Source organism: Burkholderia sp. WTPI3, from assembly GCF_021483755.1.
Classification (GTDB): Bacteria; Pseudomonadota; Gammaproteobacteria; order Burkholderiales; family Burkholderiaceae; genus Burkholderia.
Genome location: NZ_JAGIXF010000002.1, coordinates 176964 through 201248 on the forward strand (window position 1 = coordinate 176964; position 24285 = coordinate 201248).

The following is a 24285-nucleotide window of genomic DNA, read 5'->3' on the forward strand; positions in this document are numbered from 1 at the left end:
GGCCACAATCCGCCAGTCGGTTCCTCGGCTGGTGACAACTCAACGAATATTTCAAGCGATCGATCGTGCAATCACCTGAACTCGCTGGGGGTGATCTGCGGATCCAAGACGAGTCTTGGGCGTAGATGGCCTAACTCATCCAGCATCGGGAGGGTCATCGTTCTTGAGCTCGGCGAATTTGGCCGCCATCGTCGGGTTGCCCCGAGTCAACCTCTTGATCGTCACGTCCTGAGCCTTGTCGTTTGCAAGACGAAGGTTCCGATCGGTGCCGAGCAGGGCTTCCTTCGTCTTCTGCAGGTGGTCGATCGACTTGTCGATCTCATCGATCGCCGTTTGGAAGCGCCTAGCAGGCCGTTGAAATCCCCCCGCCGATCCGTCACGATGTAGCGAACCCGATCCCAAGGCACGAAGGCAGCATGCGAGGCACCGACAGCTACAACGAATCCCTGTTCAGTACAGTCAGACTGGAGGAGTTCGTACCGCAAACGCATCCGCTGCGCCCGATCCGGACTTGGATGAACGAGGCGCTGTCGAATATGGATGCCAAGTTCTCGGCGATGTACGAAGCGGACATCAAAGGCGGTCGGCCGAGCATTGCGCCGGAGAAGCTGATGCGGGCGATGCTACTTCAGGTGCTATACAGCATTCGCAGCGAGCGGCAACTGGTCGAGCAGATCTCGTACAACCTTTTGTTCCGTTGGTTCGTCGGCCTGTCGATCGAAGACGCGGTGTGGAATCACTGGTGTTCAGCAAGAACCGGGATCGACTGATCGACTCGACGCAGTGACTGACCTGTTCAACGCGACGGTGGAAACGGCGCATAAACGCGGCTTGCTGTCGGGCGAGCACTTCAGTGTGGACGGCACCTTGATCCATGCGTGGGCCAGCCACAAGAGCATCCGGCGCAAGGATGGCGGGGACGATGATCGTCCGCCTGACAATTGGCATGGCGAATCGCGCAGTAATGAAACGCACGAATCGAAGAGCGACGAGAGCCGGCTCTATCGCAAGAGCAATGCCGCGCCAGCCTTGCCGAGTTACCTGGGCCATGTGCTGACGGATACAACCGGCACGGTCTGGTCGTGAACGTTCAGGCCAGCGAGGCGAATGGCCGAGCGGAACGCAAAGTGGCGACGGACATGCTGCGCGATGTGTCGGGTTCGACGTGCGTATTACGGTGGGCGCAGACAAGGCGTACGACACGCGTGGATTTGTGAAGGCCTGCCGCGACTACAACGTGACGCCGCACGTCGCACGCAACACGAAGCGCACCGGCGGAAGTGCAATCGATGGTCGGACGACGCGGCATCTCGGTTACGCACTGGTTACGGCAAAACGGAAATGCATCGAACAGTGCTTCGGCTGGGGCAAACGGATCGGGCCGATCCGGCAGGTGATGGTGAGAGGCTTGGAGAAAGTTGATCAGTTGCTCACGCTGACGATGGCGGCCTACAACCTGACGCGGCTGAGAACGTTGGGATTCGTGCGTCCGCAGGGCGCGTAATGCAGGAAATCTGGCGGGAAATACCTTCGCCGGCCGGGCTCTACCGCTGAACCCGGCGTGACGCAACAAAATTGCCGAGCCGTTAAGCGAATTCATGTCATTTGCGAGAGTGGTCTGAATCCGGTCGATGGGTATTTCAACGGCCTGTTAAGGCGGCCCGGGGCGGAGCAGCCCTGGTGCCCCGTTAAACCGTAGACCTATTCACGATGACAGACCGATTTTCCCGTTATGGGCGACGTACGATCCAGACCATCGCCCTTATTGCCGTGTTTGGCCTCGGCGCATGCGATAAGCATCCTGGCGCCGTGGCGCAACAACTCGACTTGGCGAACCTGCCGACGCACTACGACACGCTCGGCGCAAGTTCATTGACGCTGAACTACACCCCTTGGTACATCCATCAGTGGGGGATCGAGGGACCCGATGGGTCAGGGGTGACTGGCGGTGGCCCTAATGTATGGCCGGCGGGAGCGGACGGCAAGCCGTCCGGCGGCGGTGCTGAAACGTGTTGCAGCGACATCCCTACAGCATGGCAGCCGGATCTGAGGCTGACGGTGCGCTGGCTGGTCGACAAGAAGCAGGACGGGAAGACACCGGGGTACTGGTACAAGGCCGAGAACGTTCGGATACCGAAATATGGGCGAGTGATGGGAGGCCTGTGGGCCGTCTTCCTGCCGGGTGACCGGGTTCGCATCATGGTAGCGGACGGCCAGAAAGGGGATGCTAACGACCCTGGCATACGCCCCCCGGACAACGATCCGTACATCGCGCACGGTGTGGTGGATCAGGAATGGAACCGGTTATACCGTGACGGAGGAAACACACAATGAGCGTCAAATGGGCCGACCCCATGCCCCAGGGGGGGGCGTCTGGTGGGCAGCGTCACGGCGTTGAGGAAAGGGCGCGCGCTGGTTTGCGACGCATTGATGTCCTGCCCCCAGACGCTCCACATCACGCTCTTCTTTGACGGCACGAACAATAACGACGTGCAGACCAATCCGTTACGGGATTCGCTCGCTCGCACGCATAGCAACGTTGCTCGACTTTACAGCGCGGCACAGGATAAGAATGAAGAAGGAATATTTCGTTTCTATATTCCAGGCGTAGGTACGCCGTTCAAGGAAATTGGCGAGTTGACGTACTCGACCGATGGTAAGTCGATGGCAAAGGGTTTCGGCAGTCGGTGCGTGTGGGGCTACACGAGAGTGCTCAATGCCATTTACAAGGCCATTGCTACGGACAAGACCCGATTTCTGATTCCGGATGACAAAGCCAACGACATTTGCGCAGCCGTAGCCGATGGCCACAAACTCCCGCTGGTCGGCTGCACCGATCGACTGGGTCTCGCCCATAAGCAGGCCGTCGATGAGGGACGATATCCGCAGACGGTCAAGCAGATCTGGATCAACGTGATCGGCTTCTCGCGGGGGGCGGCATCCGCGCGCGTCTTCGTGAACAAGCTGATGAATGAATGGGCACCGAATGGGCGGATTGGCTACCAGACTGGCAAGTATGCACTGAACTACAAGGTCAACTTCGTCGGTCTTTTCGATACGGTTGCCTCCGTTGGACCACCCGACTCGACGCGCGCAACCGTGGACTTCGGCGCATTCGACGGGCACTTCGCATTCGCTGACGACGGCCGGCTTAATATCCCGAAGGATGTGCGATTTTGTTATCACGCGTTCTCGGTACATGAGCAACGCATGAGTTTCCCGCTTGACTCGATCCGCAACGGGGACAGCTACGGTGGCGGCATTCGTGAAGAGGTGGCCTATCCAGGCGTCCATTCAGACGTGGGTGGCGGTTACGCCCCCAACGAACAGGGCAAAGGAGGAGCCACGTCGAAAGCGAATGACGACAGCCACAAGCTAAGTCAGATCCCGCTGCACGATATGTACCTGAAGGCGGCCTCGTATGGTGTGCCGTTGGTGGATAGTGATTCGATAAGCAAACGCGCAGATCTCGTATGCCGTCTTCTGCTTGAAACAAAAACAGATTGATGCGTTCAATGCGTGGCGCAAGACCGTCGAGAATGTCAGCAGCGTAGAAGACGCGCTGAAGGTCGGACTCGGTCAGATGTTGGCATGGCGAACGCTGCGTGCGGATATCGGCAATCCGCAGCGCTATGTCACCGGACAGCCATTCTTCAAGCGCGCCCACGAAGACCAGATGACGCCGCACAAGGTTCAGCAGGCGCTCCCGAAGGCGGCAGAGAACGATGCGACGATGAAGAAACTGCAGTCGCAATACGATCTCCTCCGGGCAAATGCTATGACATCGTCGATCGGCGGATACGCGTCGTACATGAGCTCGACACCACAGGTGAAGGTGATTCGCGAGGCAATGGATCGGCGCAACGAACAACTGGCCGGCGCGGTGGCTCATCCCGGGGTCAATAAGCCCAAGCCTGCGCGTCCGGGGGAAGGACCGCTGGATGTTGCGACCAATGATCAGACCGACCTGCGGCAGGGCGCGGAAGAAATGCGGCTGCTTCTGGGGTACCTGTATCCGGACCAGTGCGAACGGTGGCAGGTGAAGCGCACGGAACATCGTCCGGTGGTGATTCCCGGCGGCGAAATGATCAAGGTGCCGCCAACTCTTGTTGTCGCGCACGATCAACCGGGGAGCGACTCTCCCTGCGTCACACTTGCGTATAGCGGAATATTGCTCAACTCGACCTGGTCGACGATTGTGCAACATTATCGAGTGCAGGACGACGTGATGGCTGCGCCATTGCCGGGCGTGGAATCATTCCTGCGCCAACATACGTCGCCCGACGCCGTGAACAAGTTGCCCGCGGCCGCCATTACCCTGTTTGACGACTACGTGCACGACAGCCGCTGCTGGTTCCGGATACCGTATTTCCATGAATATGCACCCGGGGGATATGGTTTCCCGCGAGTCATATTTGCAGGCGGGGACAATCGCAAGGCCTATCTCGGCCTCGCATCAAACGCTTCGCAACTGGACCTCGGCACTGGCCAAACCCAAGCCGGCTGGGCGTGAAGTGGGCTGGAAGCCGCTAACCTGGATCTTCGATGGAACTACAGACTACGTCCCCGCCAGCGCGCCTGATGGGGTTGATCGACGGGGCGGTATGTCCGCCGAAGGTCGTGCCATTACTTGAACGCTCCGGCGTACCGTTCCGCTCCGTTTTCGCGGGGTTGCCCGAAGAAGAACTCGGACCCGCTTCGCTTTTCTTAGTGCCGGTGAGCGACACGGATTCGGACTGGTTTGCGGAGCTCGATCAACTCGACCTTCAAAGTCCATGTTTGTCGTTGATCTGGAGCCGGGTCGAAATGGATGCGCTGGTCACGCACCTGCAAGCGTTCCTGTTTGCGGACATTGGCGACAACATGACCGCTATGGTCCGGTTCTTTGACCCGCGTAACACCGGCGTGGTCTTTGACGCATGGGGCGAGCAGGTTTGCGCCATGTTCATGAGCCCGATCGAGCAGTGGATGTATCGGGGGCGCCACAAGGCGTGGCAGCGCATCCAAAACGATTCGACCTCCAACGCGCGGATATGCCGCTCCATCATGGTCCAGCTCGAGCAGGCTGATATTGACGTCCTCACGGCACATACGGAGCCGGACGAAATTCTTGCTGCGCTGATCGAGTCCGGTGATGCCAACGGCGATCGCCCGTATTTTGACCGGTTTGAGGACTTCATTCCCCGATACCACCGCGCGGTGCAGTGGGGAGTCACTGAGCCGGGGGATCGCCTAGTTTTCTGCCAGTACACCTACCTGTACGGCGTCGATTTTGATCGGCATCAGGTTATCCATGATCTACTAACTCGGCGTCAGCAGTCGCACGAATTGTTCGGCGTCGCCATCGCCCGGGTCCCGATGAATGTCTGGGCAGAGGTTGAGATACTGACGGCGCGCGACACGGAGCCTGCGTCGCAGTCAGTCACGCTATAAGGGGAGCAAGATGGCATTACAGATGATCGTGGTCGGTGATGAAACCTCGCACGGCGGGCGAGTGATCACCGGTTCGGAAACTCACAGTATCGACGGCAAAAAGATTGCACGCCTGCATGACCTTGTGGACTGTCCAGAAAAATATCCGGACGGTCGACCGCACGGCATCAACAAAATTATCGAGGCGCATCCGACGGTGACGATCGATGGCCAGCGCGTCGCGTTGCACGGCCATCATACCGAGTGCGGGTGCACCTTGATTGGCAGCATGACTGCCCGCGTCGGTGACTGAACCAACGACGTCCGAAGCGGACCTCGGACCTCGTATGGCACAGATTTGATTTCTTCGTTTACCGGCAAGGCTGGCCCAATTTTGCGACAGCGGTTGCCCTGGCATTGCTCGACGTTAGGAACTAGGCCAATGAATCCGTACCCGTAATGGAGTTCCGCTTCTCGATACGCTGCGAGCCAGTATCTCTGTGTGCGGGGCGTGCGATGAGCCAGTGTGGTGGCAGCATCAGGCTCGAATAGGACACGATATCGTTCGACGGCGATTTCTAGCTTTTGAATACTGACGCGTTCGAGGATTGCTAACGCGTCTCGCCGATCGGCAAGGGGTTTGTCGAATTCGGGGATGATCTTTCCCTGTTGAGCAAGTTCGTCGAGGACGGCAGGGGTAAGCTCAATGAAGTTTGAGTGGCGGCCTGGCTTCTGATCGATACTGCGGCATGCGATCGATGAATCACCGCGGTTCAGGACTTCCCAAAGCTGTCCGTCCCACAGGAAGCGAGCGCCGGGGCTGATCGAGAGCGTGACCGATTGACGGGGGGATGTAGTTTCGGATTTTGCGAAGGAGCGGTATGCGACGGCTGCATGTCTGTCCCGGAAAACCAGCGCTTCCTGCGGATTCGTTAGGCGATCGCTGGGCAAATTGAACACAACCCGCCCACATGAGATCTCGGAGTACAACGTGTCGGCGATATCAAGGAGGTCATTAAGTACTGAAGCGATAGTGCTCCACGGGCGACACGCGATGCGTTCGTGGAGGCGGGCAATTTGCGACACGTCGTTCTGGGGCTTCCACGCTTTGTAGTCGCGCAAAAATTCAAGGTTCTCGATGAGCGCCCATGAGTTTTCTCGCGACGAGCGGATAACGAAGGTCGCGCCGAGGTCTGAGGCTGCCTGCTCGGCCGCAACCCGCTTAGACATTCACGGTTCGTCCTCGACTGAACAAAGTGCAACGAATTCGTTCGCATCCCGACAAAGTGCAAATATATGGTTCCGCCCAAATCATCGAGGACGGATTTCGGAGGCCAACTGATGCGGCGTCAGTGCAGAGACATGGTTCCAGCCATCGTGGAAATATGCTCCCTGTCGCACACTTAGGCCGGTTTTTTCATTTGGGCTCTACTTCCGTCATAGCCTGGTTCGACACCCTGCCGGGTGACATCAGGGTGACAGGCGGGTGCCTGTCGAAGGCCGAGGATGCTGGCCGGCAGGATGCGGTCGTTTCCGCGGTTTGGCAATCGCACGAAGCAATCGCGCGACGCATTCGCGCGCGGATTGCGCTGCACGCCGGCTGGGCCCCTTATCCCGACCGTTCGTCGGCAGCCGCCATCACCCCCGCCCGAAACTCGGCCGCTTCGGATCGTACGTCCACCCCGGCACCAGATAACGCATCGCCATCGCATCGTCGCGCGCGGTGCCGCCGACTTCCCGATACAGCGCGTGCGCGGCCTCGACCTGCGCCATGTCGAGCTCGATCCCGAGCCCTGGCCGCTCCGGCACGGCCACCCGGCCGCCGACGATCTCGAGCGGCTCGCGCGTGAGCCGCGCATCGCCTTCCTGCCAGATCCAGTGCGTATCGATCGCGGTGATCGTGCCGGGCGCCGCCGCGGCCGCATGCGTGAACATCGCGAGCGACACGTCGAAGTGGTTGTTCGAATGCGAGCCCCACGTGAGCCCCCAGTCGCGGCACAGCTGCGCGAGCCGCACCGAACCCTGCATCGTCCAGAAGTGCGGATCGGCGAGCGGGATGTCCACTGCTTGCAGCCGTACCGCATGATCCATCTGCCGCCAGTCGGTCGCGATCATGTTGGTCGCGGTCGGAATGCCGGTTGCGCGGCGGAATTCGGCCATCACTTCGCGGCCCGAATAACCGCCTTCCGGCCCGCACGGATCTTCCGCATACGCGAGCAGATGGCCTTGCCCGCGGCACAGCGCGACGGCTTCGTCGAGCGACCATGCGCCGTTTGGATCGAGCGTAGCGCGCGCGTCGGGAAAGCGCGCCTTGATCGCGGCGATCGCTTCCATCTCGTCCGCGCCGGCCATCACGCCGCCCTTCAGCTTGAAATCGACGAAGCCGTAGCGCTCGACCGCGGCCTCGGCCTGCTGCGCAATCGCAGCTGGCGTGAGCGCCGCTTCGTTGCGCAGCCGGAACCACGGGTCCGCCGCGTGCGTCTCGTCGCGATACGGCAGGTCGGTGCGGCGCCGCTCGCCGATATAGAACAGGTACGCGAGCATCGGCACCGCATCGCGCTGCTGGCCTTCGCCGAGCAGCGCCGCGACCGGCACGTCGAGATGCTGGCCCAGCAGGTCGAGCAGCGCGGCCTCGATCGCGGTGATCACGTTGTCGAGCCGCAGGTTGATCTCGTGCGGCTGGCGCAGCACGGCCGCCTCGCCGGCCGACGTCACCTCGTGCCGGATCGTGCGGCCTGCGCCTGCACCGGTGCCGGACAGCGCCGCGCGCACCGCGTTGAGCGTCGCCTGGTAGCGTCCGATCGACTGGCCGACGACGAGATCGGTCATCCGTTCGAGCGCGTGGCGGATACCTTCGCCGCCCGGCACTTCGCCGACGCCCGTATGCCCGCTGCTGTCGTCGAGGATCACGAGGTTGCGCGTGAAATACGGTGCGTGCGCACCACACAGGTTCAGCAGCATGCTGTCGCGGCCGGCGACGGGGATCACCTGCATGCGCGTGACGCGCGGGGTGCCGGCACGGCGGGATTCGGACATCGGTTCGCTCCTGGTTCCGTAATGCGCGGGCCCGCCGGACGCACCGGCGCAGCCAGCGCCGTTCATGTCAGCTCGACGCGGCGGATCTCGCCGACGACGAACAGGTAGCAGATCACGGCGACGAGCGCGTGCGCGACGACGTAGACGAGCGCGCCGTTGAACGAGCCGCTGCGGTCGACGATATAGCCGATCGCGATCGGCGTCGTGATGCTGGAAAGGTTGCCGCACGTGTTGAGTAGCGCGCCGCTCAGACCCGCGATCTGGCGCGGCGCGGTATCGGCGTTGACGGCCCAGCCGAGCGCGCCGAGTCCCTTGCCGAAGAACGACAGCGCCATGAACAGCACGACGAGCACGTGCGAGTCGGTGTAGTTGCAGACGATCATCGACATCGACAGCAGCATGCCGATCACGATCGGCACCTTGCGCGCCACCGACAGCGACCGGCCCTGCTTGAGCAGCGCATCGGACACGATGCCGCCGAGTATCCCGCCAAGGAATCCGCACACGGCCGGGATCGACGCGACGAGCCCCGCGTTGAGGATCGACATCCCGCGCGCCTGCACGAGATAGACGGGAAACCACGTGATGAAGAAATAGGTGAGCGCGTTGATGCAGTACTGCGCGACGTACACGCCGACCAGCATCCGGTTTCTCAGGAGCGCCTTCACGTGATGCAGCGACGGGCCGCCGTCGCGCGCGCCCGTCGCCTGGTCGATGTTGACGAGCGCACCGCCTTCGGTGAGGTAGTCGAGCTCCGCGCGGTTGATGCGCGGATGCACCTTCGGGTCGTACATCGTGCGGTTCCACACGAGCACGAACGCGAAGCCGAGCACGCCCATCACCGCGAACACCGACTGCCAGCCGAACGCATGCACGAGCCAGCCCATCAGCGGCGCGAACACGACGGTCGCCGCATATTGCGCGGCATTGAAGATCGCCGACGCGGTGCCGCGCTCGGGTGCCGGGAACCAGGTGGACACGATCCGGCTGTTGGCGGGAAACGACGGCGCCTCGGCCGCGCCGACCAGGAAGCGCAGCCCGAACAGCAGCGCGAACGCGGCGGCGCCGCCGAAGAAGCCGATCGTTCCCTGCAACAGCGTGAACAGTGACCAGAAGAAGATGCTGCATGCATAGACGATGCGCGACCCGAAGCGGTCGAGCAGCCAGCCTCCCGGCAATTGCGCGACCACGTACGACCAGCCGAACGCCGAGAAGATGAAACCGATCTGCACATGGTTCAGGTGCAGCGAACGGGCGAGGGCCGGGCCCGCGATCGCGATCGCCGCGCGATCCGCGTAGTTGATGGTCGTGACGGCGAACAGCACGGCCAGCACGAGCCAGCGCACGCGGGTGCGCCGGGCCGTTGCCGACGCGGACGCCGGCAGCGCTTGAAGCGGATTCATGACTGTCTCCTCCGAATGGCGGAAGGTGCCGTCGTGCGGCAGGCGCGTCGAGTGCGCGCGTTTTTTCGTGCGGTGTTGTCGGCCGAAAGCCGGACGCCGGACTGGCGGGCCGTGCGTCCGGACCATTCTGTCACGGCGAAATATGCGCTTTCATGCCAATTAATGACTTGATCGATTCAAGGTTTGAATTGATGGTCAGCAACAGTGAATAATATTTTTACCCGGGTGATATTGACATTCAATTTATACCCGGATAAAAATAACGTCATTCCGATTCCTGCCAACGGGCAACCACGATGACCTCTTCCACGCTGCTTCCTTCCTATACGGCTTTCGACGGCCATCGGCGCGTTGCGTCCGGCCCGCCCGCGACAGTGGCGCTGGCGGTCCGGCAGGCGGCCGGCGAGGCGATGTCCGGCGCGATCGTGATTTTCGACGACACGACCGGCCGCTCGATCGACCTCGACCTGCGCGGGTCGGCCGACGAAGTGCGGGCGCGCTACGCGCCGCCGCCGGCCGATGCATCTGCCGAAGCCACGCCCTCTGCCTTGACCGGCGAGCCGGCCAGCGCGGGCGAACAGCGTGGTCGCGGCCGTCCGAAGCTCGGCGTCGTGTCGCGCGAAGTCACGTTGCTGCCGCGTCACTGGGACTGGCTTGCCGCGCAGCCGGGCGGCGCGTCGGTCGCGCTGCGCAAGCTCGTCGAGGACGCGCGGCGCACGCATGCGGCGGCCGACCGGCGCCGCGACGCGCAGGCGCGCGCGTACCACTTCATGTCGGCGATCGCGGGCGACTTGCCCGGTTTCGAGGAAGCCGTGCGTGTGCTGTACGCGAACGACCTCGCGCGGATGGCCGAGCTGATCGCCGGCTGGCCGGACGACGTGCGCGACCATGCGCTCGCGCTGGCGCGCGGCGATCTGCCACCGTCGACCGAAGACTGCTGATGGAGCGAGTGACGCGATGACCGTATTCGATCTGAACCGCGGCGGGCTTGCGCCGGTCGCCGACGAAGTCGACCTCGTCGACCTGCGGGTGACCGGCACCATCCCGTCCGAACTCGATGGCACGCTGCTGCGCAACGGCCCGAACCCGCCGGGCGGCCGCTTCGAAGGGAACGACATGTTGTCGTGGTGGCCGGAGGCCGCGATGCTGCACGCGATCGCGTTCGAAAACGGCCGCGCGGCCGGCTACCGCAACCGCTGGGCGCGTACGCAACGCTGGGCCGCCGTGCATGCGCCCGCACAGGCGCCGCATCTGCCCGACACGAATCCGAATGTGAGCGTGATGCAGCACGCGGGTGAATTGCTCGCGCTGTCGGAGGGCGGTGCGCCGTTCGCGATCACCGCCGCGCTCGATTCGCTCGGTGCGAGCGCGCGGCACGCGGGCTTCGGCGGCGGGATGACCGCGCATCCGAAGGTCGATCCGGTGACGGGCGAACTGATCGCGTTTCGCGCGGACTGGCGCGCGCCGTGGCTGCGCTATGGTGTCGCGGACGCGCAGGGCGTGCAGCGCGTCGATATCGAGGTCGACGTGAGCGCGCCGTCGATGATGCACGATCTCGCGATCACCGAAACCCGCAGCCTGCTGCTCGATCTGGGCGTCGGCTACGACTTCTCGATGCTCGAGCAGGGCCACCGGATGCCGCTGCGCTGGCACGACGACCGCGCCGCGCGGATCGGCGTGATTCGGCGCCACGGTGGCGACGTGCGCTGGTTCGGCGTCGAGCCGTGCTTCATCATGCACGTCGTGAACGCGTACGACTGCGACGCGTCGTGCATCGTGCTCGATGCGGTGCGCTATCCATGGTTCCTGCGGCTCGACGCGCGCACGGGCCGCTTTGCCGAGAATCCGGTCGGCGAGCTGTGGCGCTACGTGATCGATACCGCGAACGGGCTGGTCGACGAAGGGCCGCTCGCCGACGGCGGCATCGAGTTGCCGCGCATCAACGAAAGCCGGACGGGGCGTCGCTACCGCTACCTGTATGCGGTGGAGCAGCCGAACGCCGCGGAAATGCGCGGCGTGATGCGCTTCGACCACGCGCGCGGCACCAGCACGCATTACAGGGTACCGGCCGGCGACCAGAACGGCGAGCCGGTGTTCGTGCCGCGTCCGGGCGGCGCCGACGAAGACGACGGCTGGTTGCTGGTAGTGGTCTACCGCGCGGCGACGGATACGAGCGACGTCGTGATCCTCGATGCGCGCGCGATCGATGCAGGGCCGGTCGCGACCGTGCACCTGCCGCGCCGCGTGCCGGCCGGGTTCCACGGCGCATGGGTGCCGCGCGAACGATGACCGCGAGCGGTGACCTTGAGCGGCTGCGCGCGTCACTGCGCGCGCAGCGCGTCGACGATGTTCAGCCGCGCGGCGCGCATCGCCGGCAGGAACCCGCCGACGAGCCCCATCACCAGCGAGAACAGCAGCGTCTTCACGACGATCGCCGGCGTCAGCACGAAACGGAACGACAGGTCCGAGAACGTCTGGAAGTTGGTCGTCGAGAACGACGCGAACCCCATCAGCGATGCGCACGCGAGCCCCGCGACGCCGCCGACGAAGCCGAGCAGCAGCGCTTCCAGCAGGAACGCGGCGAGTACGTTCATGCGCTTGAAGCCGAGCGCGCGCAGCGTGCCGATCTCGGCGGTGCGGTTCGCGACCGATGCGTACATCGTGATCATCGCGCCGATCATCGCGGCGATCGAGAAGATCGTCGACAGCGTGATGCCGAGGATGTTGATGAAGGTCGACAGCGCCTTCGACTGGTCGCCGTAGAAGGTCTGCTCGCGCTTCGCTTCGTCGGTCAGGCGCGGATCGACGTCGATGTCGGCCTTGAATCGCGCGAAGCCGTCGGCGCTCGGGATGCGCAGCACCATCGACGAATAGCTGGTGCGCCGGAACGACTGCATCAGTTGATCGACGTCGCCCCAGATCTCCGAATCGAAGCCGCTGCCGCCCGCGTCGAACACGCCGACGACCGTCCAGTCGCGCTGCGCGAAATGCAGACTGTCGCCGAGCTGCGTGCCGCTGAAGCCTTTCGCGATCGCGCTGCCGACGATGATCTCCGACGAGCCCGGCGCGAACGGGCGGCCGGCCACGAGCTTCACGCGCGGACGCAGCGCGAGGCCGGCCGGCGACACCCCGCGGATCACGACGTTCGACGGCTTGCCGGTCGACGTCTTCACGAGCGAGATCAGCACGACGGCTTCCTTCGACACGAGCGGCCGGCCGTCGGGGCCGAGCGCGACGGCCGGATGCATTTCGAGCGCGTTCGCCTGCTGATGGTCGATCGAGCTTTGAATCTCGGTTTCCGCGCCTTTGCGGATCACCACGACGTTGTCCGGTTCACCGGTCGACACGAGCGTCTGCGTGAGCCCCGCATCGAGCATCTGCACCGTTGCGAACACGAAGATCACGAGCGCCATCCCGCCCGCGGTGAGCGCGGTGGTGAGTCGCCGGGTCCACAGGTTGCGCGCGATGTAGGTGAGCGGAATCGCCATGCGTCTACCCGATCGCCCGCAGGCCTTCGACCACGCGCACCCGTGCGGCCTGCCACGCCGGCACGAGCGCGGCCGCGATGCCGACCGCGACCGAACACGCGGCCTGCAGCGCCATCGTTTCGGTCGATACCCTGAACACCGGGAAGATGCCGCCCGCCGCCTGCTTGAAGAGGCTCGCGGCCGGCGGCGTCGCGAGCATCCCGAGCCCGCCGCCGGCCACCGCGATCACGACCGATTCGCCGAATACGATCAGTGCGAGAAAGCCGGGACCGAAGCCGAGCGCCTTCAGCGTCGCGTATTCGGCGGTGCGCTCGCGCGCGCTCATCGCCATCGCGTTGGCCATCACGGCCATGATGATCAGGATCACGACATACGACACGACGCGGATCGCCGCGATGATCTGGTTCGACATCGCGACGAAGCCGAGCTGGAACGCCTGTTCGGTCTCGGTCAGCGTCTCGGCGAGCGAGTTCTTGAAGACGGCATCGACGTTGCGCGCAATGGTGGCGCCGTCGTCCGGGTTCGCGACGCCGACCACGAACACGCCGACCTGGTCGGCCTGCTTCGGCGTGCGCTTGCGCACCGTCTCGTTCAGGTAGTCCCAGTGGAACACCAGCTGACGCGTGATCGTCGAATCGTCGCGGCCGTCGAGGATCCCGCGCACGACGAAGTCCCACGTGCCGGGGTAGATCGTTCCCTTCAGCGGAATCACGTCGCCGACCTTGAAGCCGAACTGCGTCGCGAGCTGGCGCCCGACGAGGCAGCCGCGACGATCGCGGTCGTAGTCGGCGCGCTGCTGCGCCGGGAGAATGAATTCGGGGTAGAGATCGAGGTAGTTGTCCGACACCGCGAAGCTCGCGAAGAAGTTCTTCGGATCGCGATACACGCCGCCGAACCAGTTCGAGCGGACCACAGTCGTCACGCCGTCGACGCCGCGAATGCGGTTCTCGTAGCTGACCGGCAGCGGGAACACGAGCGAGATCGCGTTGCGCGTGACGAGCCGTCCGCTCGACGCGGCGGCCGCGCCCGCGTACCACGCGTCGACGACGGTATGCAGCAGCCCGAACGCCAGCACCGCGATGGTCAGCCCGAGCAATGTCAGCAGCGTGCGCAGCCGGTGCCGCAGCGTATTTCGTGCGATCAGCTTCAGCACGTACATCGTGCGCGCTCCCGTCGCTCAGACGGCGTGCCCATCGATCAGCTCCCCTTTTTCCAGATGCACGAGCGATTGCGCGGCGCCGGCCGCATGCGCGTCGTGGGTCACCATGATGATGGTCTTGCCGAGCTCGGCGTTCATTCGTTGCAGCATTGCGAGCACGTCGGTGGCCGATGCGCGGTCGAGGTCGCCGGTCGGCTCGTCGGCGACGATCAGCACGGGGTCGGTGATCAGTGCACGCGCGATCGCGACGCGCTGCTGCTGGCCGCCCGACAGTTCGGACGGGTAATGGCTCGTCCGGTCGCCCAGATTCACCATGTCGAGCACCATCTCGACGCGCTCGCGCCGCTCGCGGCGCGACAGGTGCGTGAGCATCAGCGGCAGCTCGACGTTCTCGAACGCGGTCAGCACCGGCATCAGGTTGTAGAACTGGAAGATGAAGCCGACGTTCGCCGCGCGCCATTCGGCCAGTTGCGCCTCCTCGAGCTGCGAGATGTCCAGGCCGCCCACGCGCAACTCGCCGCTGTCGGGGCGGTCGATGCCGGCGATGAGATTGAGCAGCGTGCTCTTGCCGGAGCCCGATGGCCCCATCAGCGCGACGAAGTCGCCTTCGCCGATGTCGAGCGTGATGTCGGTCAGCACCGGCACGACCTGGTTGCCGCGCCGGTACGACTTCGCGACGTGGCTGATCTCGACGAGGGGCGGCGATGCGTCGTTCACGCGCGCCACGCTATTTCTTCGCGACGGTCACTTTCGCGCCGTCCTTCAGCTTCGCACCCGGCGCGAGTACGACCGTGTCGCCAGGCTTTACGCCGCGGATCGCGACCAGCTCGCCGATCCGCGTGCCGGCCGTCACCGTCGTCGCGTGCACGGTGTCGTCCTTCACGACGAATACGACCGGCCGGCCGTCGCGCTCGACCACCGCGCTCGCCTGCACGGCCGTCACCGGCTGCCGGTCCTGCGGCGTCGCCGGCTTCGACAGGAACGCGATCTTCGCGCTCATGTCGGGCAGCACGCGCTCGTCGCGGTCGACGAAACGCACTTTCACGAGCACGGTCGCCTTCGAGCGGTCGACGGTCGGCACGATGCGCGACACGCGGCCCGCGAAGCGCATGTCCGGCAGCGCGTCGAGCTGGATCTCGCACGGCTGTTCGGCGCGGATCTTCGCGATGTTCGATTCGGCGACGTCGGCTTCGACCTCGAGCGTGTCCATGTCGGCGATCGTCACGACCGCGCCCTTGCTGTCCGACGCGGACGAGAACGGCGTGATGTTGTCGCCGACGTTCGCGTGCTTCGCGAGCACGATCCCGTCGAACGGCGCGCGGATCACCGTCTGGTCGACCGCGACCTGCGCGGCCTGCGCGTTGGCTTCGGCGGACGCGATCGCGGCCTGGTCGCTGTTGACCGATGCGCGCGCCTTGTTCACGCGGGCCGTGTCGGTGTCGAGCTGGGCGGCCGGCACGGCGCCCTTCGGCGCAAGCACCGAGGTGCGGCGCAGCGCGATCTCGGCATCCTTCAACTCGGCCTGCTCGACGCCGAGGTTTGCGTGGGCGACCTTCACCTGTGCAAGCGCCTGCGCGAGCGACGCCTCGACGTCGCTGCTTTCGAGCCGCGCGATGATCTCGTCCTTCTTCACGCGCGTGCCTTCCAGCACGCCGAGCCACTCGACGCGCCCCTGGCCCTTCGACGCGACCGCGGCCTTGCGCTGCGGCACGACGTAGCCGGTCGCATTGAGCTGCGTGTCGTTCTGGTAGGGGTAGGCGGACGTGACGGATGTCGTGTCGACCGTAGGCCGGCCGGTGAGGAGGAGCGCGGCGACGATCGCGGCAACCAGGATTGCGGTCGCGACCACATGGCGGACCCACCGGCGCCGGCGTGGCGCGGGCGCGATCGGACGCCGGTCGATTTTCAGTTTGTCCAGATTGTGATCGGGCAATTTGGGCGCCTCGCGACGGCGGCGGTCTCATGACCGGCCGCGATCCGGTTGGAACGGAAGGAGGCCAGTATAGCGTTGCTGCGGCGGGCGCGAGAGCCGGTTTGTCGGACGATTGGCGCGGGCCCGGGCGGCACGTCGGGCGGGCCCGCAACCTGCGCCTCCGGGGAAACCCGAGGGTTGCAAGGAACGTGTCAACTGGCCGCGCGGGCGGTGCGTTATGGAGCCAGTGCGTCAGTATTTGTCGAGGCGAAAAGGCGAGAGCCGAGCCGCCCGGCGGCGACCGTGAACCCGGCGCGACTGACGTTCCGATGCGGATGCCTCGCATCTTTTACCGGTACGTTTGACTTTTTCTCCGTTAAAGGAAGAACAATGAAGAAGACGCTCGCTTCGATCATGACCGCAGCATTCGCTCTCGCATCGGTTTCGGCATTCGCACAGGCGTCCGCGCCGGCCGCCGACACGTCGGCTGCTGCGCCGGCACCGATGAAGAAGGATCACAGCAAGCCGAAGCACATGCTGAAGCACCACGGCTCGGCAAAGGGCAAGGCGAAGGCCGCAGCCGCATCGGCCGCCGGTACGAACGACTCAGGCGCAGCGAACTAAGCGCGTCTCGTCGGGGCCGGCACCGCCGGCCGCCCGTCGCGAAACCCCGCACGCTTTCGGCATGCGGGGTTTTGTTTTTTCAGGCGTCTGGAATGTCCGGCGCGTCGGCCGGTGGCGCGCGCATCGCGTCGACCACCGTGCGCATGCGCCGCCAGTGCGAGCCTTCCCAGAACACGCGCCCGCACACGTCGCACGCGGCAAAGCGCCGGTGCCGCTGGCGTATGCCGGGCGGCACCCGCGACGCGGCAGCTGCCGCCTCCAGCGGGTGCAGCGGCGCGTTGCAGCGCAGGCACAGCCGGAACGGCCGCATGTGCGGCGCGAGGTCCAGCCGCCCGAACAGCTCGCGCAATTGCTCGGCCGGCTGCTGCGCATGCAGGTAGCAGCCGCGTACGACCGCGCGGCGCTTGAGCAGCTCGCGGTCGCGGGTCAGCACGATGCGGTCTTCGCGCGCGGCGAGCGCGACGAGCTCGTCGTCGCGGTAGTGATTGTCGTAACAGGTGTCGAAGCCGGCGAGCCGCAGCAACTGCGCGAGGCTGCCGAGATGTGCGTCGGCGACGAAGCGCCACCGGTCCGGCTGCGGCGCGGGCGCGCCGTTCGCGGCTTGCCTGGCGCGCTGCGGGTGGATGTCGACGCGCTCGCCGTCGCCGAGCGGCCGGTCGAGGTCGGCCGGCGCGCCGTCTACGCAAAGCTGACCGATTTCCGTATGCGGGACGCCGAGCGCCTCGATCGCATGCTTGAGCGTTGCGTCGCGCGCAAACGCATGCGTGAACGCGCACTCGCGCCGCGCCCGCGCGAGAAACGCGTTCAGTTCGCCGTGGAAGCGGAAGGTCGCGGTCGCCATTCGTCCAGTATCGCACCGCGCACGGCCGGCCGCGGCCGCTGCAAGCCGTCGTCATCTGTGTTTAACTCGCGGCTTCATGGATCGAAGGAGCGGGCAATGGATCTGGGATTTATCGGGCTGGGCGAAATGGGGCAGGCGATCGCGGCGAACCTGCTGAAGGCGGGGCACACCGTGCGTGTCTGGAACCGGTCGCGCGAGCGCGCCGAGCCGCTCGCGGCACTCGGTGCGCAGATCGTTGCGTCGCCAGCCGATGCGTTTCGCGGCGACGCCGTGTTCTCGATGCTCGCCGACGATGCGGCCGCGCGCGAAGTGTTCGACGACGCGCTGCTCGCGCAGGCACCGCGCGGCCTGATCCACGTGAACATGGCGACGGTCTCCGTCGCACTGGCCGAATCGCTCGCGCACGCGCATGCGTCGCGCGGGCTCGACTACGTGGCCGCACCCGTGATGGGGCGCCCGGACGTCGCGGCCGCCGCGCGCCTGACGATCATGGCCGGCGGCCCGGCCGAGGCGATCGACCGCGTGCAGCCCCTGTTCGACGCGATCGGCCAGAAAACCTGGCGGTTCGGTTCGCTGCCGCAGCACGCGAACGTCGCGAAGATCGCGGCGAACTTCACGCTCGCGTCGGCGATCGAGACGCTCGGCGAGGCGTCCGCGCTGCTCGGCGCGCACGGCGTTGCGATGCGCGATTTCCTCGACGTGATCACGAACAGCGTGTTTCCCGGGCCGGTCTACCAGGGCTACGGCGGGATGATCGCCGAGCGCAGCTACGAACCCGCGCGCTTCAAGGCGCGGCTTGGCCTGAAGGACGTCCGGCTCGCGCTGGAAGCCGGCGACGCGGCGGCGGTGCCGCTGCCGGTGGCGAGCGTCGTGCGCGACAGCCTGCTCGACGCACTCGCGCACGGCGGCGGCGACCAGGACTTCGCGGTGCTCGGCGAAGTCGCGCTGCGCCGCGCGGGCCGCTGAGCCGGCGCGCGACAGAAGCGCGGCACACGCGGCATAATCGACGTTTCGTTTTTCTTTCGGTCGAGGCGGTCATGAACCTGCATACGTGGTGGCTTTTCGTGGCGACGGTGTTCGTCGTGTCGGCGATTCCGGGCCCGAACATGCTGCTCGTGATGACGCACGGCGCGCGGCACGGGCTGCGCCGCTCGTCGTCAACGATGGCCGGCTGCCTGAGTGCGCTGGTGCTGATGCTGTCGGTGTCGGCGGCGGGCCTCGGCGCGGTCCTGGAGGCATGGCCGGCGATGTTCAACGCGTTGCGCTTCGCGGGCGCCGCCTATCTGATCTATCTCGGCGTCAAGGCGTGGCGCGCACGCGTCGACGACGCGCCGGCCGCCGACGTCGACGCGGTGTCGCCGGGCGCGTCGGCATCGCGTCTGGCGCTGTTCCGCAATGGCTTCCTGGTCGCGGGCAGCAACCCGAAGGCGATCCTGTTCGCGGCCGCGCTGCTGCCGCAGTTCATTAACGCGTCGGAGCCGACGCTGCCGCAGTTCGGCATCCTGGTCGTCACGTTCGCGGTGATCGAGGTGAGCTGGTATCTCGTCTACGCGTCGTTCGGCACGCGGATCGGCGCGACGCTGAAGAGCCAAAGCGTCGCGAAGATCTTCAATCGGCTGACGGGCGGCATCTTCGTCGGTTTCGGCGCGATGATGGCGCTGGTCCGTCACTGATTCCGGGCCTCGCGGCCTGCGCAACGCCCCGCGCCTCGTCAGAGGGCGGGGCGTTTGCACATCCGGCCTCGGCCTATGCGCGCGGCAATGCGGCCGCACCGGTCCGGCGCGCGGCCGACAGACCGAACCCCGCGGCCGCGCCGGCGAACGCGAAGCCGACGCCGCACACGGCGCTCCATCCGCCCACGCCCACGCGCTGCCCGCGAGCGCCGCGCCGAGTGCGCCGCCGACGAAAACAGCCCGACCAGGAACAAGCCGTTCAGGCGCCCGCGTGCGGGTTCAACAGGTTGATGGCGCGCCGGCCGATCGTCTGGTCGACGCGGTCCACGCCCGCGTCGAGCAGCGCCGCGCCGCCGGCCAGCGAATACCAGCGCGACGCCGCGATGCGTGCACGTCGAAAGCCGAACCAGCCGGCGCCGGCGACACCGAGCACGGCGAGCGCCACGAGCATCGTCACGTGCGCGATGCGCTGCGCAGCGGGCCGTGGCCACGATCGCCTGCGCGGCCGGCGAGCGGCGTGACGATCGCGCCGCCACGCGCCGGCGAACGCGAACAGCGCGATCCCGTGCAGGTCGAGGCCGAACGGCGGCTGCGCGAGCCGCAGCCCGATGGCCGTCCAGAACGCGCTGAACGCCGCCATCGCGAGTGCGGCCGACAGCGCATGCCGGCGCAGCACCGGTTCGTCGGCGAGCAGCCGGCCCATCGACGCGAGCAGCGTGCGATAGCCAGCCGTCACCGCCGGTTGGCGCACCGGCAACCGCCAGCTGCGCCGGCATGCGCTGTCGGCCGCACTCGCGATGGCGGCGTTCAGCGCGTAGAACGCCCGCCAGCCCGCCGTGCCCGCGATCAGGCTTGCGAGCGGCCGCGACAGCAGGATGCCGAGCATCAGTCCGCTCATCACGTTGCCGACCGCACGGCCGCGCTGTGCTTCGGGCGCCATCGACGCGGCCATTGGCACCAGCATCTGGATCACGCTCGACGCGGCGCCGGCGATCAGCGTCGCGACCAGGAACACGGCGCCCGAGCGCGTGAACGCCGGCAGCGTGAGCGCCGCCGCGCAAGCGACGAGCGTCGCGACGATCAGCCGGCGGTTTTCGCGCAGGTCGACGAGCGGCACCAGCAGTACCAGGCCGGCCGCGTAGCCGAGCTGCGGCAGCATCGCGACGAGGCCGGTGAGGCCGGGCGGCAGGCGCAGGTCGGCACTGATCGGGCCCGTCAGCGGTTGCGCGGCGAACAGGTCCATCACGATCACGCCGACCGTCGCGGCGAAGAAGAGCGTCATGCCCGTGCTCAGCGCGGGCGGTGCGCCGCGGCGCATGGCGGCAGGACAGGAATCGGCAGGGCAGTTCATCGGAAGCCTGGGGGGAGGAGCGAAGGAATCCCCATCGTAGGTGGCCGATGTTTATGCGACAATTGAAATATATCTAACATGATTATGCGAGTTTGTTTTGAATACGCGTGACCTCCAGGCGTTCGTCGCGGTAGTCGACAGCGGATCGATGGTCGCCGCTGCCGCGAGGCTCCATCTGACGCAACCGGGCCTTACCCGCCGCGTGCAGAATCTCGAAACGCTGCTGGGCGTGTCGCTGCTCGAACGGCAGAGCAAGCCGCTGAAGCCCACTGCCGCCGGGCGCGACGTCTACGCGCTCGCGCGCAACGTGCTGTGCGCGGTCGACGAGCTGATGGCCGCGGGGGCGCCGGACAGCGAGCCGTCCGGCGAGCTGCGCATCGGCGTGCCGCCGTTCCTGTCCGAACTCGCGCTCGAGCGGCCGATCGACCGGTTGCGCGATGCATTTCCGCGGCTGACGTTGCGCGTGACGGCCGGCTGGTCGCCGGCGCTCGTGCAGGGCATCGAGCGCGGCTCGCTCGATGTCGCGACGGTGATGGTGCCGGCCAGCGCGGCGCTGCCCGACACGCTGGCGGCGACCCTGCTCGGCACGCAGCCGACGGTGCTCGTCGCCGCGCGCGATTTCCCGTTGCCGGACGGTCCGCTATCGCTTGACGTGCTGTCGGGTTTTCCGTGGGTGCTGAGCCAGGACGGCTGCGGAATGCGCTCGGCGCTGAGCCGCGCGCTCGGCTCAGCCGGGTTGCCGTTCGATGTCGCGGTCGAGGCGTTCGGCTCGGAGCTGCAGTTGTCGCTCGTCGCGCGCGGCGCGGGCATCGGCATCGCGCCGCCGAACGCGCTGGCACGCAGCGCGCATCGCGATGCGCTGAGGGTGGTGGAAACGACGGGGCTGGAAACGCGGATCAACGTGTGGATCGTGCACGCCGCGCTGCCGGTCCGCCTGACGCGGCCGGTCGCGCTGCTGGGCGATGCGCTCGGCGACGTGCTCGAGCGGGAAAACATGAAGGGGTCGGATACTGACTAGCGATCTAGAGTGCGCATTCGAGGGAAAATCCTTATTTTCTCTACGGAAATGTTGCAATGCGGAAATCGATTCGCTATAGTTACACCTGTCTCCTCCATGTCTCCTCTGATATGGATTCAGCCCGCCTCTTAGGCGGGCTTTTTTTTGCCCGCGTTTTTGGTGCGGGTCATCCATCTTCCCTCGTTTCGTCCTCCGTCGCCGGCCTCAGAACTTGTACGTCATCCCGACGTAGCTGATGATCGGGTCCGCCTTCAGGTCCGACTTCGACTCGGCGAGCACCGAGCCGTCGGCCGCCTTGATCGTCACCGTCGATGTCGTCTTCAGCGGGATGTACGTCACCGATGCCACCAGCCCGAAATGCTCGGTCATGTTGTATTGCAGGCCCGCGTTGAACACCGGCTGCCACGACGACGACGCCTTTGCCTCCACCGATGTCGTACCCGGCTTGCCCGCGCCCGCCGCGAGAATCGCGCCGAGGTTGTCCTGCGTCTGCTTGATGAAGTTCGTGTTGAGCTGCAGGTCGCTGAACCAGTTGTACGACACGCCGAGGCCGAGGAACGGCCGGAACTTCGCGGTCGCCTGCCCGAAGTAGTACTGCAGGATCACCGCCGGGCTCCACTGCCGCACGCTCTTCACGATCGGGTTGACCGACGCGAGCCCGATGTTCTGCGTGCCCAGCGCGCCGGCAGGGCCGGGCGGCTTGATCGTGCCCTGGCCCGACACCTTGAACACCGGCGGCACGCCGGCCACCGACGTGACCGCGATGTGATCGGTCAGGAAGTGGCTGACCGTCAGGCCGACGGTATCCGCGCCGCTGGTGCGCAGCCCGGTACCCGGCGACGTGAACGACGGCGGCAACCGCAGCGGCGTGTTGATCGGCGTCGGCGCGACGTTGGTCGTCATCGGCGTGCTGCTCTGCTGCGGCATCACGTGGAACCAGCCCAGCGTGACGACGTTGCTGCCGGCGCTCTGCGCGTGCGCCGCGAGCGGCGCCAGGGCGGCGGCGCCGGCCGCCGCGCAGAGAAGGGTCTTCTTCATCACGGCTTGCCTCCTCTTACTGGACGAACGCGCCGATCGTGAAATACGGCGTCGAACCCGCGTTGTCGAGGAAACCGAACACGCCACCCGTGAAGATGAACTTGCCGGTCGGCGTCGTGCTGCTCGCGCCCACGTGGGTCGTCGTGACCGTGCCCGGCACCGCCTGCGTGTAGTCGAGGTTCAGCGCGGTCGCAAGCGATGCCTGCGACGGCTGGAACGGATCGAGCAGCGTGGCCTGCGTGTCGGCCAGAGCGGTGGTGCGGTAGTCGAACTGGCTGTCGACGCCGATGTACTCGCCGTTCTGCGAGCCGAGCGCGATGGTCGTTTGCGGCGCGAGGATCGAGATGCTCGATTCGTCGTCGGCGGTCAGGCCCGGCACGCCGTTGCTGTCCGGCGTCGGGTTCGGGTTCGCGACACCCGTGCGCACAAGGATCGGCACGAGCTGGTTGCGCAGCTTGCCGACGATCATGAAGCCCTTGCCCTGCGGCGTCGCCGACAGCGTCGGCTTCAGCTGGCTCTGGTAGTTGTTGCTCTGGAACGCTCCGCTGCCGTCGGCCGACTGTACGAAATTCGTGCCTTGCTGCGTGCACGCGCCGCCGGCGAACTGGCCGGTCGTGTCGCATTTGGTCCACGAGCCGTCGGCGTTGATCGTCACCTTCGCATCGATCGACGCCGGCGCGAAGTTCTGCGACGGCACTTCGCCGAAGCCGACATGGCTGTACGTGCCCGCGACCTTCGTGATGTCCGTTTCGATCGACGAGAAGCCGATGAACGGGTAGTACGGGAATTTCGTGTCGGGCACCGCGGCCTGACCGAGCACGCCGTTGAACTGGATTTCCTTGCCCGGAATCGTGCCGCCCGCGACGCCTTCGCCGACGAAGATGCGCGCCGGGCGCGACGGATCGAGGCTCGCGCCGTTCAGGCGGAACGCGCACTGGTTCAGCTTGTTGGTCGGCAGCAGCGTTTCCTGCGTGAGCGTGCCGCTGTCGACGGTGCCCGCGCGGGTCGGCGTGACGGTGCCGGTCGTTTCCGGAACCGGCGATTCGACGTAGGTGACCTGCCAGGTCATCTTGGTCGTGTCGAGCTGGACCTTCGCGAGTTCGCCGCTGCCCGCACCGCCCGTGAATACGGTGCTGTAGTCGAGCGACGCGGGGCAGAGCCGGTCTTCGACGAGCGGGGGCGGATTGTCGTCGCCACCGCCGCAGCCGGAAAGAAGGGGGGCGGCAAGGGCCGCCGCCAGAATGAGGTTGCGCTTCATGTTGCTCCTCCAGATTTGTCTTGTACGGCGGCCGGCTCCCTGTCGACCGCTTCTGTTTGCTTGTGCGCGTTG

General features: G+C 65.7%; 22 protein-coding genes and 2 pseudogenes. 12 read left to right on the forward strand and 12 right to left on the reverse strand.

All coding sequences use genetic code 11. The features are described from left to right. Positions 1–135 precede the first annotated feature (135 nt). Positions 136–348 (reverse strand): annotated as a pseudogene (locus J7024_RS02165) (DUF2130 domain-containing protein); the annotation flags it as partial. A 68-nt stretch (positions 349–416) separates the two neighbouring features. Here J7024_RS02165 and J7024_RS02170 point away from each other — a divergent pair. The 6 genes and pseudogenes from J7024_RS02170 to J7024_RS02195 all read left to right on the forward strand — a co-directional run bounded on the left by J7024_RS02170 (position 417) and on the right by J7024_RS02195 (position 5725). Then, positions 417–1504: pseudogene (locus tag J7024_RS02170) on the forward strand (IS5 family transposase). 206 nt (positions 1505–1710) lie between these two features. Then, positions 1711–2334 (forward strand): DUF3304 domain-containing protein, encoded by a 624-nt coding sequence (locus tag J7024_RS02175; RefSeq protein WP_175762217.1) that lies wholly within the window; start codon positions 1711–1713, stop codon positions 2332–2334. A 42-nt stretch (positions 2335–2376) separates the two neighbouring features. Continuing rightward, positions 2377–3507 carry a T6SS phospholipase effector Tle1-like catalytic domain-containing protein gene (locus J7024_RS02180; RefSeq protein ID WP_234744766.1) on the forward strand — a complete coding sequence of 377 codons (1131 nt, stop codon included), beginning with the start codon at positions 2377–2379 and terminating at the stop codon, positions 3505–3507. After that, positions 3488–4513, forward strand: a complete 1026-nt coding sequence (locus J7024_RS02185; protein WP_234744767.1) for a hypothetical protein — start codon at positions 3488–3490, stop codon at positions 4511–4513. The genes J7024_RS02180 and J7024_RS02185 overlap by 20 nt, the downstream gene beginning before the upstream one ends. A gap of 32 nt (positions 4514–4545) precedes the next feature. Beyond that, a complete protein-coding gene (locus J7024_RS02190) occupies positions 4546–5433 on the forward strand; it encodes a DUF4123 domain-containing protein (RefSeq protein ID WP_175762221.1) in 888 nt (295 codons plus the stop codon). Between the two features lie 10 nt (positions 5434–5443). Continuing rightward, the gene (locus tag J7024_RS02195) at positions 5444–5725 is read left to right on the forward strand and encodes a PAAR domain-containing protein (RefSeq protein WP_006761785.1); all 282 of its coding nucleotides are present in this window, start codon (positions 5444–5446) and stop codon (positions 5723–5725) included. On the opposite strand, the gene J7024_RS02200 is transcribed toward J7024_RS02195, so the two are convergent. The 3 genes from J7024_RS02200 to J7024_RS02210 all read right to left on the reverse strand — a co-directional run bounded on the left by J7024_RS02200 (position 5668) and on the right by J7024_RS02210 (position 9851). After that, entirely contained in the window at positions 5668–6642 is a 975-nt protein-coding gene (locus J7024_RS02200) for a hypothetical protein (RefSeq protein WP_175752245.1), read from the reverse strand. The two genes, J7024_RS02195 and J7024_RS02200, sit on opposite strands and share 58 nt — an antisense overlap. 408 nt (positions 6643–7050) lie before the next feature. Then, on the reverse strand, positions 7051–8448 hold the full coding sequence (locus J7024_RS02205; protein ID WP_124828739.1) for an enolase C-terminal domain-like protein: 1398 nt from the start codon (positions 8446–8448) through the stop codon (positions 7051–7053). Between the two features lie 62 nt (positions 8449–8510). Next, positions 8511–9851: an MFS transporter gene (locus J7024_RS02210; protein WP_124828738.1), complete on the reverse strand. Its 1341-nt coding sequence runs from the start codon at positions 9849–9851 to the stop codon at positions 8511–8513. A 296-nt stretch (positions 9852–10147) separates the two neighbouring features. Between J7024_RS02210 and J7024_RS02215 the strand changes: the two genes are divergently transcribed. Beyond that, on the forward strand, positions 10148–10792 hold the full coding sequence (locus J7024_RS02215) for a DUF2239 family protein (protein WP_124828737.1): 645 nt from the start codon (positions 10148–10150) through the stop codon (positions 10790–10792). A gap of 16 nt (positions 10793–10808) precedes the next feature. Further along, positions 10809–12140 carry a carotenoid oxygenase family protein gene (locus J7024_RS02220; RefSeq protein WP_124828736.1) on the forward strand — a complete coding sequence of 444 codons (1332 nt, stop codon included), beginning with the start codon at positions 10809–10811 and terminating at the stop codon, positions 12138–12140. 32 nt (positions 12141–12172) lie between these two features. On the opposite strand, the gene J7024_RS02225 is transcribed toward J7024_RS02220, so the two are convergent. Genes J7024_RS02225 through J7024_RS02240 form a run of 4 tightly spaced genes read right to left on the reverse strand, consistent with a single transcriptional unit; the run spans position 12173 to position 16431 of the window. Then, a complete protein-coding gene (locus J7024_RS02225; RefSeq protein ID WP_124828735.1) occupies positions 12173–13339 on the reverse strand; it encodes an ABC transporter permease in 1167 nt (388 codons plus the stop codon). Between the two features lie 4 nt (positions 13340–13343). Then, positions 13344–14498, reverse strand: coding sequence for an ABC transporter permease (locus tag J7024_RS02230; protein ID WP_124828734.1), 1155 nt, complete (start codon positions 14496–14498; stop codon positions 13344–13346). Between the two features lie 18 nt (positions 14499–14516). Then, the gene (locus tag J7024_RS02235) at positions 14517–15215 is read right to left on the reverse strand and encodes an ABC transporter ATP-binding protein (protein WP_124828852.1); all 699 of its coding nucleotides are present in this window, start codon (positions 15213–15215) and stop codon (positions 14517–14519) included. 10 nt (positions 15216–15225) lie between these two features. Further along, entirely contained in the window at positions 15226–16431 is a 1206-nt protein-coding gene (locus J7024_RS02240) for an efflux RND transporter periplasmic adaptor subunit (RefSeq protein WP_124828733.1), read from the reverse strand. A gap of 369 nt (positions 16432–16800) precedes the next feature. On the opposite strand from J7024_RS02240, the gene J7024_RS02245 reads away from it, so the two are divergent. Next, entirely contained in the window at positions 16801–17034 is a 234-nt protein-coding gene (locus J7024_RS02245) for a hypothetical protein (RefSeq protein WP_124828732.1), read from the forward strand. Positions 17035–17113: 79 nt separating this feature from the next. On the opposite strand, the gene J7024_RS02250 is transcribed toward J7024_RS02245, so the two are convergent. After that, positions 17114–17875, reverse strand: coding sequence for a Mut7-C ubiquitin/RNAse domain-containing protein (locus tag J7024_RS02250; RefSeq protein WP_234744768.1), 762 nt, complete (start codon positions 17873–17875; stop codon positions 17114–17116). Between J7024_RS02250 and J7024_RS02255 the strand changes: the two genes are divergently transcribed. Beyond that, positions 17795–18841 carry an NAD(P)-dependent oxidoreductase gene (locus tag J7024_RS02255; RefSeq protein WP_260435064.1) on the forward strand — a complete coding sequence of 349 codons (1047 nt, stop codon included), beginning with the start codon at positions 17795–17797 and terminating at the stop codon, positions 18839–18841. The genes J7024_RS02250 and J7024_RS02255 overlap by 81 nt on opposite strands. Positions 18842–18912: 71 nt before the next feature. Further along, positions 18913–19548, forward strand: coding sequence for a LysE family translocator (locus tag J7024_RS02260; RefSeq protein ID WP_124828729.1), 636 nt, complete (start codon positions 18913–18915; stop codon positions 19546–19548). Between the two features lie 259 nt (positions 19549–19807). On the opposite strand, the gene J7024_RS02265 is transcribed toward J7024_RS02260, so the two are convergent. Then, positions 19808–20830, reverse strand: coding sequence for an MFS transporter (locus tag J7024_RS02265; protein ID WP_327796254.1), 1023 nt, complete (start codon positions 20828–20830; stop codon positions 19808–19810). A 166-nt stretch (positions 20831–20996) separates the two neighbouring features. Here J7024_RS02265 and J7024_RS02270 point away from each other — a divergent pair, with 166 nt between their 5' ends. After that, positions 20997–21917 carry a LysR family transcriptional regulator gene (locus tag J7024_RS02270; protein ID WP_124828727.1) on the forward strand — a complete coding sequence of 307 codons (921 nt, stop codon included), beginning with the start codon at positions 20997–20999 and terminating at the stop codon, positions 21915–21917. A 204-nt stretch (positions 21918–22121) separates the two neighbouring features. On the opposite strand, the gene J7024_RS02275 is transcribed toward J7024_RS02270, so the two are convergent. Further along, positions 22122–22955: an OmpW/AlkL family protein gene (locus J7024_RS02275; RefSeq protein ID WP_124828726.1), complete on the reverse strand. Its 834-nt coding sequence runs from the start codon at positions 22953–22955 to the stop codon at positions 22122–22124. A 16-nt stretch (positions 22956–22971) separates the two neighbouring features. Further along, positions 22972–24213, reverse strand: a complete 1242-nt coding sequence (locus J7024_RS02280) for a DUF2957 domain-containing protein (protein ID WP_175752253.1) — start codon at positions 24211–24213, stop codon at positions 22972–22974. Positions 24214–24285: the final 72 nt, after the last annotated feature.